This is a genomic window from Streptomyces sp. NPDC050619, from assembly GCF_040654815.1.
GTDB lineage: Bacteria > Actinomycetota > Actinomycetes > Streptomycetales > Streptomycetaceae > Streptomyces.
The window spans coordinates 19502-31419 of record NZ_JBFAIR010000067.1; the positions used below are offsets into that span (position 1 = coordinate 19502).

Annotated in this window: 11 protein-coding genes; 4 read left to right on the top strand and 7 right to left on the bottom strand. The window is 68.3% G+C overall.

Annotated features, from left to right (window positions below):
* Positions 1-19: 19 nt before the first annotated feature.
* Positions 20-904 (bottom strand): TIGR03620 family F420-dependent LLM class oxidoreductase, encoded by an 885-nt coding sequence (locus AB0I77_RS50855; RefSeq protein ID WP_363289831.1) that lies wholly within the window; start codon positions 902-904, stop codon positions 20-22.
* Positions 905-1219: 315 nt separating this feature from the next.
* On the opposite strand from AB0I77_RS50855, the gene AB0I77_RS50860 reads away from it, so the two are divergent.
* Together AB0I77_RS50860 and AB0I77_RS50865 are read left to right on the top strand one after the other, a co-directional pair.
* Positions 1220-2383 carry a cytochrome P450 gene (locus tag AB0I77_RS50860; RefSeq protein WP_363289832.1) on the top strand — a complete coding sequence of 388 codons (1164 nt, stop codon included), beginning with the start codon at positions 1220-1222 and terminating at the stop codon, positions 2381-2383.
* A 108-nt stretch (positions 2384-2491) separates the two neighbouring features.
* Positions 2492-3658: a cytochrome P450 gene (locus tag AB0I77_RS50865; RefSeq protein WP_363289833.1), complete on the top strand. Its 1167-nt coding sequence runs from the start codon at positions 2492-2494 to the stop codon at positions 3656-3658.
* Between the two features lie 87 nt (positions 3659-3745).
* On the opposite strand, the gene AB0I77_RS50870 is transcribed toward AB0I77_RS50865, so the two are convergent.
* The 3 genes from AB0I77_RS50870 to AB0I77_RS50880 form a co-directional block, all read right to left on the bottom strand.
* Complete coding sequence (locus AB0I77_RS50870) at positions 3746-5194, bottom strand: FAD-dependent monooxygenase (RefSeq protein ID WP_363289834.1); 1449 nt, start codon at positions 5192-5194, stop codon at positions 3746-3748.
* 77 nt (positions 5195-5271) lie between these two features.
* Positions 5272-6759, bottom strand: coding sequence for an FAD-dependent monooxygenase (locus tag AB0I77_RS50875; protein ID WP_363289835.1), 1488 nt, complete (start codon positions 6757-6759; stop codon positions 5272-5274).
* A gap of 166 nt (positions 6760-6925) precedes the next feature.
* Complete coding sequence (locus tag AB0I77_RS50880) at positions 6926-8413, bottom strand: MFS transporter (RefSeq protein WP_363289836.1); 1488 nt, start codon at positions 8411-8413, stop codon at positions 6926-6928.
* A gap of 125 nt (positions 8414-8538) precedes the next feature.
* Here AB0I77_RS50880 and AB0I77_RS50885 point away from each other — a divergent pair, with 125 nt between their 5' ends.
* Both AB0I77_RS50885 and AB0I77_RS50890 read left to right on the top strand, forming a co-directional pair.
* Positions 8539-9162 carry a TetR/AcrR family transcriptional regulator gene (locus AB0I77_RS50885; RefSeq protein ID WP_363289837.1) on the top strand — a complete coding sequence of 208 codons (624 nt, stop codon included), beginning with the start codon at positions 8539-8541 and terminating at the stop codon, positions 9160-9162.
* 168 nt (positions 9163-9330) lie between these two features.
* Positions 9331-10113 (top strand): AfsR/SARP family transcriptional regulator, encoded by a 783-nt coding sequence (locus AB0I77_RS50890; RefSeq protein ID WP_363289838.1) that lies wholly within the window; start codon positions 9331-9333, stop codon positions 10111-10113.
* Between the two features lie 87 nt (positions 10114-10200).
* Here the strand turns inward: AB0I77_RS50890 and AB0I77_RS50895 are convergent, their stop codons facing one another.
* The 3 genes from AB0I77_RS50895 to AB0I77_RS50905 all read right to left on the bottom strand — a co-directional run.
* Entirely contained in the window at positions 10201-10953 is a 753-nt protein-coding gene (locus AB0I77_RS50895) for an alpha/beta fold hydrolase (protein WP_363289839.1), read from the bottom strand.
* Positions 10950-11288 (bottom strand): non-heme iron oxygenase ferredoxin subunit, encoded by a 339-nt coding sequence (locus tag AB0I77_RS50900; RefSeq protein ID WP_363289840.1) that lies wholly within the window; start codon positions 11286-11288, stop codon positions 10950-10952. The genes AB0I77_RS50895 and AB0I77_RS50900 overlap by 4 nt, the downstream gene beginning before the upstream one ends.
* Before the next feature lie 120 nt (positions 11289-11408).
* Positions 11409-11918: methylmalonyl-CoA mutase family protein (locus AB0I77_RS50905; RefSeq protein ID WP_363289841.1), on the bottom strand; the 510-nt coding region annotated here is incomplete at its 5' end.

Below are 11918 nucleotides of genomic sequence, written 5' to 3' on the forward strand. Positions count from 1 at the left end.
GTCGCGGGCGAGCCCGCCGTCAGCCGGTGAGGCCCGCCAGCTCGCGCCACTGACGCCGCGGCAGCTCATCGGCCGCGGTGCCGATCACGGACAGGGAGACGTGGTCGGCGCCCGCGTCCAGGTGCTCCTGGATTCGGGCGGCGACCGCGCTCTGGCCGCCCCTGACGACCAGGGCGCGGACCAGGCGGTCCGCGTCCGGGCCGGACAGGTCCGTGGAGTAGCCGAGTTCACGCAGCATGTCGGCCCGGTTCGGGAGTGACTCCGCGACGTGGGAGTAGGCCTTGTCGCGGGTCGTACGGTCGTCGGGGCCGAGCAGCACCGCCTGGATCACGCCCAGGAAGGCGTCCGGTCCCATCAGCTTCCTGGTCCGCGCGGTGTGCTCGACCGGCATGCCGAACGGCACCGCGCCGGCGGTCCGTTGGGCCGCCAGGGCGAGCATCTTCGGTCCGACGGCCCCGATGACCCGGGCCCCGCCCTTGCCCGCTCCGGGAGGGCCGAACGGGGCGGCGTCCATCCGGTCCAGGTAGCCGCGCATCGTCGGTACGCGGGGTCCGTACTTCACGCCCCGGATCTGCTCCACGAACCACGGATGACTGATCCCCAGACCGAGCACGAACCGGTCGCCGAAGGACTCCGTCAGGGTCCGCTGCGCCTGCGCCATGGTCACCGGGTCGCGTCCGTACACCGTGGCCACGCCGGTGGCCACGGTCAGCCGGGACGTGGCCGCGAGGAGCAGCGCGGCCTGGGTCAGGGCCTCGCGCCCGGAGAGCTCGCCCAGCCAGAGCGCCGCGTACCCCAGCTCCTCGATTTCCCGGGTGGCCTCGATGGCCTGCGAAATCGGCAGGTTGTCGAACTGATTCGTCCACAGCCCAAGTCGTCCGATGCCCAGCCTCACATCACTCATCAGTTCAAAATCCTTACTCGCGCAGGTAGTTGAGTCGCTTCACAGAATACGGTACGGGAGCGTTCCCTACTAGCTGAGTTGAGTCGTATGCGAGGAATGCGCCGGTAGGCGGTCCCAAAGGACTGCTTTAGGCCTGCCTAAGACCGGCGGCCGACGATCGACGCCGAATGCTGACTGAGCTCCGTCCATCAAAAGGGGTCCACCGTGTCCGAGCCCGCTGCGTCTGCCGCGTCCGATACCGCCGAGCCCGCGGCCGCCGCCGCCCCGTTTCCCTTTCCGACAGGCCCCGACCGGTACCCGTTCCCGGATGGACCGATGGGCCGCCCGTCCCCCGAGTTCGTCCGCAGGCGTTCGGAGTGCCCGATCAGCGAGGTCACCCTGCCGGTGGGCGACAAGGTGCTGCTCGCGGTCACGCACGCCGACATCCACGCGATCATGAGCGACGACCGCAGGTTCGTACGCGACCTCTCCAAGCCGGGCTCGCCGAAGATGTTCCCCAACATGGAGGTCCTCTCGGACCCCACGCTCGTCATGAACATGGATGGCGAGGAGCACCTCCGGCTGCGTCGGATCGTCAACCCCACGATGACCCCGCGCCGCGTCGAGGGATGGCGTACGGAAATCCGCGAGCTCGTCGACGAGGTGATCGACGAGATAGCGGCCAAGGGCTCGCCGACCGACCTGATGACCGAGTTCGCGAACAAGCTGCCGGTCAAGTTCATCCTCCGCCAGTTCGGCCTGCCCGACTCGGACGGAGACCGTCTCGTCCGCTGGGTCGGCACCTGGGTCGCCATAGCCGAGCAGGACGAGATGGCGGCGGTACAGGCCGAGTTCAGCGCATGGGTGGCGGAAACCGTGGAGCGGTCGCGGGCCAACCCGGGCACAGCTCTGGTCGACGTGCTGGTCAACGCCCATGATGAGGGTGACCGGATGTCGAACGCCGAGCTGGAGTCGATGATCCGCTCCATGGTCGTCGCGGGGCTCGAGTCGATCGGGAACGGCATCAGCCGGTCGCTGTTCACCCTTCTCTCCGAGCACGAGTACTGGGACAAGCTGGTCGCCGACCGCTCACTGCTGACCGGCTCGATCGAGGAACTGCTGCGCGTCAACCCGCCCGGCGGTGGTTCCGTGGGCATCCTGCGCATGGCCGCGGAGGACGTGAAGCTGCCCTCCGGCACCCTCATCCGCAAGGGGCAGTGGGTGTCGACGCCGCAGATCGGTGCCGCGCACGACCCGGAGGCCTTCCCCGAGCCGGAGAAGCTCAAGTTCGATCGTCCCAAGTCGACGCCGACCATGATGTTCGGTGCCGGCCGGCACTACTGCCCCGCGGCGCACCTGGCCAAGGCCGAGATCGAGATCGCCCTGAGTGCCCTGATGGACCGGTTCCCGACGCTGCACATGACCATCGCGCCCGAGGAACTCCCCTGGGACCACACCAACTTCAACGTCGGGATGCCCTGCCTCCCGGCCGCCTGGTAGTCCGATCCACCCCAGAAGGGTTACGCCATGTCCGAGTCCTCGCCCTCCTCAGCGACGGAAGCAGCACCCGCGGAGGCACCCGCGCCCTTTCCCTTTCCGGATGGGCCGATGTCTTCGCCGCCGCCCGAGTTCGCCCGTCGGCGCGGCGTGTGTCCGCTGAGCGAGGTCACCCTGCCGACCGGTGACCGGGCGATGCTGGCGCTCAAGCACGCCGACATCCAGCAGATCATGAGCGATGACCGCCGCTTCACCCGAGACCTGTCCGCACCGGACGCGCCGCGCCTGTTCCACAACCTCCTCATGCTCGAGGACCCCACCATCCTGCTCAACATGCACGGTGACGATCACCTGCGACTGCGCCGGATCCTGGCCTCGGCCTTCACCCCGCGCCGCGCCGAGGGCTGGCGCCCGCAGATCAGCGAGGAGATCGACCGGCTGCTCGACGAGATGGAGCGGGACGGCCGGCCGGCGAACCTCATGGCCTTCGCGTACAAGCTGCCGACCCGGCTGACCTGCAAGATGCTGGCCATTCCCGAGGAGGACGGCGAGCAGCTCCTCACCTGGGTCTCCGCCTGGCTCTCGTTCGCCATGCCCCGTGAGGAACTGGACAAGGCGGCGGCCGACTTCAATGACTACGTGGTGGCGCTGACCCGACGGCGGCGCGCCGAACCGGGCGACGCCCTGATCGACCACTTGATCAACGCGCGTGACGTGGACGACCGGCTGTCGGAGGACGAGCTGGTGTCGACCATCCGCACCCTGATCATCGGCGGCAACGAGACCATCGCCAACTCCATCAGCCGGATGGTCTTCACGCTGCTGCGCGAGCGGCACCTGTGGGAGACCCTCCAGGCCGACCGGTCGCTCATCCCCACGGCGATCGAGGAGCTGCTGCGGCACAACCCGCCGGGCGGCGGCGCCACGGGGTTGATGCGGATGGCCACCGAGGACGTCGAGCTGGACTCGGGCTCGGGCACCGTCCGTGCTGGGCAGGGGGTGTTCACCCCGCTCGTCGCGGCGGCGTACGACCCGCAGGCCTTCCCGGACCCCGAGCAGGTCAAGTTCGACCGCCCCAAGTCGCCCGGGACGCTTCAGTTCGGCGCGGGACGGCACTTCTGCCTGGGCATACACCTCGCCCGAACCGAGCTGGAGTTGATGCTGACCGCGCTGCTCGACCGTTTCCCCGACCTCGCCCTCGCCACGGCTCCCGAGGAACTTCCCTTTTCCGAGGGCGGATACGGCGTGACCATGTCGGAGCTGCCCGTCGTCTGGTAGTTCGCCACCGGCACTCCGCCACGGCGAAACGCCGTGTGCCCCGAGCTGAGGCTCGGGGCACACGGCGTTGTGGTGGCGGTCCGCGGCTCAGCGGCTGGGCTCGCCGAACCAGGTCCGCAGCGCGCCGTCCAGCGCCTCGCCCGGCGCACCGGCGTACGCGACGTGCCCGTCGGGACGGAGCAGGACGACGGCGGCGTCGATCTCGGTGACCGGCTTGGCCGTCACGACGTCCACCCGGTCCCGCCAGGCCTCCGCCGCCGAGTTGGCGCTGTCGCCCGCGAACCGGACCAGGACGCCGCGACCGCCGTGCAGCGTTCGGGCGACCGTGGTCTCGCCGTCCGCGGTGAACAGCGAGGTGCCGCCGATCCGTTCACCCACCAGAGGGTGGTCCCCGGGACCGGCTGCCGGATATCGCACCAGCGTGGGCATCTGGAGCAGATAGCGGTTGACCTCCTCGAACCGCAGCAGCTCCGCGAACAGTTCACGCAGCGGGGCGACCTTGGACAGCGGGTGCATCAGCGCCATCTGGGCGCGCGCGTGCGCGCAGGCCTGGACCGCGGCCGGGTAGCGCTCCTCGTGGTACGAGTCGAGCAGGCCCCCGGGCGCGTGGCCGTTCAGCTCGGCGGCGAGCTTCCAGCCAAGGTTCACCGCGTCCTGGAGACCGGCGTTGAGCCCCTGGGTGCCCGAGACGAAGGAGATGTGCGCCGCGTCCCCGGCCAGCAGCACCCGGCCGTCCCTGAACCGCTCGGCGACCGTGCTCTGTTCGCCGAAGCGGGCAAGGAACCTGGCGCTGTCGATCTGCGGGGCCTTGCCCACGATCCGCTCGATGCTCGCGCTCAGCTCCGCCTCGGTGACCGCCACGTCCGCGGCGACCGGCGCCCGGCCGAACTCGATGGTCATCAACCGCAGCGTGCCGGGGCCGATCGGGATCGCGCCGAACACGCCGGCCGGGTGGAGACCGGCGTCGAACTGCTCGCCCTCCTTCACCTCGACGTCACCGAGCACGCCGTAGTACGCCGACGAGCCGTGGTCCTGCTGCTTGATCGTGGCGATCCGCCGCACGGCGGAGTCGGCGCCGTCACAGCCCACCAGGTAGTCCGCGGCCAGCTCGTACTCGCCCTCGGGGGAGCGCACGGTGACCGTGACCCGGTCCGCGTCCTGGGTGCAGCCGGTCAGCTCGTGACCGCGGCGGATGTCCGCCCCCACTTCTCCCGCCCGCCGCTCCAGCAGCTTCTCGGTCCGCCACTGCGGCATGCCGTAGGTGTAGTCCTCGGGGCCGACGCTGTCCAGGTCGAGCCAGAGGAACGCGAACGGGGTGCGTGGCCAGGCGAAGATGCCCTGCTCGCGCAGGTCGTCGGCGAGACCGCGCTGCTCCAGCAGGTCCAGGGTTCGCCCGTGCACCGCCATGCCACGGGAGTGCTCGACGATCTCGGTGCGCGGCTCGAGCACGACAGCGGTGATGCCCGCCAGGCCGAGCTCGCCGGCGAGCATCAGACCGGTCGGCCCGCCTCCGGCGATCACAACGGTACGACTCACAAGGGACTCCTTCTCGTTGGTGCGGAAAAGCAGGTGCCCCCGCGTGAGGGATACGCGGGGGGCGCCTGCGGCTGCGATCAGGCCGGCTGGCCGAACCAGGAGAGCAAGCTGTGCCGCAGGGCGTCCCCGTCCACACCGGTGTCGTCGGCGTGGGCGACGTACCCGTCGGGGCGGACCAGGAGCGTGGCGGCGGTGAGGTCCGCGCCCGCCTGGGTGCGCACCAGGTCGACGCGGTGGGACCAGCCGGTGGCCAGGTCCGCGGGCAGATCCAGCTCACCGCGCACGAACAGCACCCCGCGTCCGGTGTGCAGCGTGTCGGAGAGGGAGATCTCACCGTCGGGCGTGGTCACCTTGCCGGTCGGTACGCGGCCCCCGACCAGCGGGTGCGTCGGCCGATCGGACCGCTGTTCCCCGGCGGGCATGGCGTATTTGATGCCCAGTCCGCTGAGGGTGCCCATCAGGTGCTTGGTGACGCGTTCCATCTTCACCAGATCGGCGAAGAGCTCCCGGAGCGGTTCGACCTCGTTCAGCGGGTACAGAAGGCCGTCCTGGGCGCTCGTGCTCCAGCACAGGCGCTCACCGACCGGACGCCGTTCGGCGTGGTAGCTGTCGAGAAGACCGGCCGGTGCCCAGCCGTTGACCTCGGCGGCGAGCTTCCAGCCGAGGTTGAGCGCGTCCTGTACGCCGGTATTCAGGCCCTGGCCGCTGATCGGCAGGTGGATGTGGCAGGCGTCGCCGGCCAGGAGGACCCGGCCCTTGCGGTACTGGGCGGCCAGCCGTGTGGCGTTGCCGACCCGGGACAGGTGCCGGACCTCGCCGGTGGCCAGGATGCCCAGGTCCTGTCCCGAGCATGTGCGGAACTTGGCCTGGAACTCCTCGACCGTGGGGGCGATCGCCTTGCTTGTCTTCTCCTTGCCGAACTCGAAGGCGGTCACCCGGTGCAGTCCGGGGCGCAGCGGAATGGAGGCGTACATGCCGGGCTGACAGATCGTGGGGTGGATGAACTCCTCTACGTCCAGCGGGGTGATCACGTCGGCGGTGAGCCCGTCGGCAGTGGAGGCGGTGCCCGGGAAATCGATCCCGGCCAGTTTGCGCACGGTGCTGCTGCCGCCGTCGCAGCCCACCAGGTAGTCGGCGGTGATCCGGTACTCGGGGCCGTCGGCGGGGCGCACGGTGACGGTGACTTCGCCGTCGTCCTGCTCGAATCCGACGACCTCCTGGCCGCGCCGTATGTCGGCGCCGAGTTCGGCGGCGCGCTCCTCGAGGAGCCGCTCGATGTCGCGCTGCGGCACCAGCAGCGGCAGCAGGCTCTCGTCCTCGACGTGGTCCTGGAGTTCGACGAGCCCGAAGTTGTACGAGGCGACCCGGGGGTACTCGCTGAACCGGTTCAGCCCGCGCTGTTCCAGGACTTCGGCCGTACGGGCGTGGAGGGTCAGTGAGCGTGAGTAGTCGCTCGGCTCGGTGAAGCGTTCGATGACGACGGTCTCGACGGCCGCCAGGCTCAACTCGCTCGCGAGCATCAGACCGACCGGCCCACCCCCCGCAATGACGACGGTTCGACTCACGACGTACTCCTTCGCGGCAGACGGCCAGGCAGCAGGGTGTTTCGGTGCCCACCCTCGTCACTGCGGCTAAACCGGCCCTGAAGAAGCGGTTAATGAGCGCGCGAAGACTGACGCCTCCGACCCGTTGAGGGGCGGAGGCGTCAGTGTGGGATGTACCTCGTTCGAATCAGACCGCGGCCTCCGCCTCGTCGGGCTTCGCCTCGTCCACGGGGGCGGCCGCCTCCGCCGGCGGCGCGGCCGGCTTGATGGCGAACAGGGCGATCAGGAAGGCGATCAGCACGAAAGCCAGGGCCGCGGTGAACGCGGCGCCCATTCCCTCGACCAGAGCGTGCTTGGCATCGCTTGGGTCATCCGCGATGGCGTCACGGCTGGCCGAACCGAAGACGGTGGCCAGGATGCTGATGCCCAGCGTGAAGCCGATCCACTGGAACACCTCCAGGACACTCGCGGCGGAGCCGGCGTTCTTGCCCGAGACGTCGGAAAGGATGACGCCGGAGAGCGCCGTCATCGCCAGACCGGCGCCGCTGCCGAAGAGCAGGATCGGGCCGAGCACGCCAGTGGCGTACGTGGTGGAGTCCGAGACCAGCGACATCCACAGCATGCCGCCGCCGATCAGCACCGCACCGGCCAGGATGACCGGCTTGGGGCCCACCTTGCCGAGCAGCTTGGCGGCCTGGGCGCCCGCCATCAGGATGGCGGCAGCCAGCGGCAGGAACGCGAAGCCGGTCTCCATGGGGCTGAAGTCCAGGCCGTCCTGCAGGTACAGGCTGACGAAGAAGTTCATGGCGGCCATGGTCGCGACCAGGCCGACCAGGCTGAAATAGCCTCCCGTTCGGTTGCGGCTGGTCAACAGATCCAGTGGCAGGAGCGGCTGTTCGGCCTTGCTCTCGACGATCAAGAAGGCGATCAGGAGTACCACGGACCCGCCGATGGGGCCCATCGTCTCCGCGTTGCCCCAACCGTGCTCAGCGGCGTGCAGCAGCCCGTAGACCAGCGAGGTCATGAAGCCCGCCGACAGGATCGTGCCGGTGATGTCGAACTTTCCGGGGTGCCGCTCGGACTCGACGACGAACATCGGGGCCAGCACCAGCACGAGCAGAGCAAAGGGCACGTTGATGTACATGACCCAGCGCCAGGAGCCCTGCGAGGTGAGCAGGCCACCGAGCAGCAGGCCCAGGGCCAGGCTCGCCGCGTAGGAGCCGGCGACGGCGCCGTACGCCTTGTTCTTCTCCGGACCGTCCTCGAAGTTGCTGGCGATCAGGGCCAGCGAGTTGGGCGCGGCCATGGCGGCGCCGACACCCTGGACCACACGCCAGACCAGCAGCATCTCGGACGAATCGGCGAGTCCTCCGAGCAGCGAGGCGGCGCCGAACAGAACAAGACCGGCGATGAAGATGTTGCGCCGGCCGAGGATGTCGCCGAGACGACCGCCGAGCAGGAGCAGGCCACCGAAGGCGAGCGTGTAGGAGCTGCTCACCCAAGCCAGGCTGGTCGCCGAGAAGTTGAGGTCCGCGCGAATCTCGGGCAGTGCGATATTCACGACGGTCGCATCCAGGCCGACCATGAACTGGCTCAGAACGATCACCAGCAACGCGAGGCCTGGCTTCCGACGCCCGGCCCCGCTGGCCGCAGCGTCCGTTGACGTGATGGACACAGTCCCCTCCAATGGATGATGATTCGGAAGTTGAACAAAAACAGTAGACGGTCGCGTTCACTATAGAGAGGTGAACGCCGGCTCGCAAGCGGCTACCGGCGTCGCTTGTCGGAGGTGTTCGGTACATGACAGTCGTCAATCGCCAGGCTCCCGCGCGGAGTTCGGGCACCCGCAGGCGCGGCAAGGTGCTGGAGCAGGCAATCCTGGACGCCACCATCGAGCAGTTGCGGACGGTCGGCTACGTCGGCCTGAGTATGGAGGGTGTCGCCGCGGTGGCCGGTACCGGAAAGGCCGCGCTCTACCGGCGGTGGTCCAACCGGGAGGAGCTGGTTGGCGCGGCACTCAGCAGTGTTCTGCCCGACCCCACCGCGATCCCGCTCAGTGGCGACACGTCCGCGGACCTCCTGGCTCTGCTGCGATGTATGCGAGATGCCATCGCGGTCACCCACGGCACCGTCTTCCAGGTGGTCCGCAGCGAGGCGGCCGAGGCGGCCGGCGGAATGATGCACGTCGTGGTCGGGCAGCGGGTGATGGATCCCTGCCATGAGTTGATCCGCGACGTGCTCCGGGCCGGCGTGGAGGCCGGCCGGCTCCGGCCGGACGCCGACTCGCGCATGATTGCGACCGTCGGTCCGGCCATGATCGTTCACTATGTCGTGCACACGGGGCCGACCGTTCCGGACGACTATCTCGTCTCCATCGTGGACGAGGTCCTCAGGCCTCTCACTTCGGCGCGGGCGAATGGATGAATCGAGAATTCCGCTTTAGGTGACGATGCGTGTGCATGGTTACTGGCGGTCTCTACGTACTTTCCCCGATGCGGAGCCAAGTGGGCATCTGGCAGGCTGACGCCCGGGTCTGTGGCCGCCAGGTCGCCGACTCGGAAGGCGGTCTGCTTTCACATGGGGGATCACTGTATGGAGTATCGAATACTGGGGCCTATCCGGGTTCTGGACGAGGAAGGGGAAACTTTCCTCAACGCTCGCAAGGTGCAGGCACTCCTGGCGGTTCTGCTGATCAGGTCCAACCAGATCGTGAGCGTCGATCAACTGATCGCGGAAATCTGGCACGATAATCCGCCGCGCCGTGCAAGCGCTTCTCTGCACGTCTACGTTTCTCAGGTACGTAAATTCCTGTCGCGCCCCGGCCGGAGTGGCAGTCAGCTGCTGACCCGGGTGCCCGGGTACCTGCTGACGCTCGGTGAGGACACCCTGGACGTTCACGAGTTCCAGCAGCGCATGAACGCCGGGCGCGATCTTTACCTGCTGGGACGCCACGAGGAGGCGTGCCGGGAACTCACCGTGGCGCTCGATGCTTGGCGCGGACCGGCTCTCGGAGAACTCAGCGGCGACGGCCCGATCGTCCGGGGCTTTGTCGCATGGGCCGAGGAGGCCAGGCTGGAGTGCCTGGAACTCCAGATCGAGACCCAGCTGGCACTCGGCCTGCATCGGCAGCTCGTCGGTCGGCTGTTTCAGCTGATTTCCGAGGTCCCGATGCGGGAGACCCTCTATCGGCAGCTGATGCTCGCTCTTTATCAGGCGGATCGTCCGGCTGATGCGCTGCGCGTCTATCAATCCGCCCGGGTCACGCTGAACGATGAACTTGGCGTGGAACCCTGCCGGGCACTGCGTGATCTGCACCATGCGATTCTGGCCGGCGATGTCCGCGGCGATTCCGAGGTCTCGGCACTCGCTTCCTGAGCGGACGGACCGCAGGCCAGCGTCGTCCTGCGGACCGTCGTCCCGTCGTGAATCAGGTAGTTCTCATTCAGAGAGTCGTCGAACTCATCATTCCCATGTCCCGGTGATGATCTCGGCGATGTCCTTTTGATGGTCATTGAGAAAGAAATGGCCACCAGGGAATTCATGGACCGTGCAGTCGGCAGTGGTGTGCAGTTTCCAGTCCCGCGCCTCCTCGGCGCTGGTACGGGGGTCGGCGTCGCCGGTCAGCACGGTGATGGGGGTGGTCACCCTCGCACCCGGCCGACATCGGTAGGTCTCGATGGCGCGATAGTCGCCGCGGATCATCGGCAGCAGGAGTGCGCGCATCTCGGAGTCGGCCAGCAGCCGGGAATCCGTGCCGTCGAGCGAGGTCAGCTCGGCCACCAGTTCGTCGTCGCCGAGCAGGTGGGCACGCTCCGGCCGTACCCGGGACGGCGCACGCCGTCCTGAGACGAACAGTCGGACCGGGCGCACGCCCAGCCGCTGTTCGAGCAAAGAGGCCACCTCGAAGGCGAGCACCGCGCCCATGCTGTGGCCGAACAGTGCGAACTCACCGAGATCCGGCACACCCTTGAGGGCGCCGTAGATGGCCTCGGCCAGCTCGGGCACCGACTGCAACCCAGGGTCGTTGCGCCGGTCCTGACGGCCCGGATACTGCACCGCGAGGACCTGGACGGCGGGTGAAACGGCCGCCGAGAACGGGAAGTAGTAGCTGGCGCTGCCGCCCGCGTGCGGCAGGCAGACCAGGCGTGGTGCCTGGGCGGGCGCCTCGTGAAAGCGCCGTATCCACGACTGGGCATCGGTCGTGGCGAGCGTCATCGCGGCGCTCCCTGGCTGTCAGTGGCCAGACTGACGAAGACCTCGTCGCCCTCGACCTTGGCGTCGTACACCGGTATCGACTCGGTGGCCGGGTTGCCGTCGGGCTTGCCGGTGCGCAGGTCGAAGCACGAGCCGTGCAGCCAGCACTCGATCACGCCTTCATACACCTCGCCGTCAGACAGCGGAACGTCGGAGTGCGAGCAATTGTCCTTGAGTGCATGCACTTCGCCACCGCTGCGCACGACCGCCACCTGGGTACCCTCGATGACGACGGCGAGCACTCCTTCCTCGGGTACTTCGTTCAGCGCACACGCGCGGACGTAGCTCCTGCTCATCCCAGCTCCTCATCGTGTCGGGGACGACCTTCGTCCTGTGAGTATGAGCCCTGTGCCTAAATCCGGGCTAAGCGCTTGCATGGCGTGCGCATCCCTTCGATCTGTTGACGTGATGGGCACTCAGAAGGCGTCCGACGGGACGTAGGTGCCCCAGACCTCCCGCAGTGCGTCGCACACCTCGCCCACCGTGGCTCCGGCGGCCAGGGCGTGCTTCATCGGGTAGAGGATGTTGTCCGTGCCCGCCGCGGTCTTCTGCATCAGCGTGATGTGGTGGCCCACGCGCTCGTGATCACGCCACGCCCTGAGCTTCGACAGCCGCTCGGCCTGCTGTTGCTCGATGGCAGGGTTCACGCTGAGCGGCTCGTACGGTTCCTCCTCGTCCAGCTGGTAGCGGTTGACGCCGACCGCGACCCGCTCGCCGGAGTCGGTCTCCAGGGCGATGCGGTACGCGTTGCGCTCGATCTCGCCCTTCTGGAAGCCGTGCTCGATGGCCGAGACCGCGCCGCCGAGTTCCTCGACCTTGGCCATCAGCTCAACGGCCGCCGCCTCCACGTCGTCGGTCATCTTCTCGATCACGTACGACCCGGCGAAGGGGTCCACCGTCGCCGTCACATCCGTCTCGTACGCCAG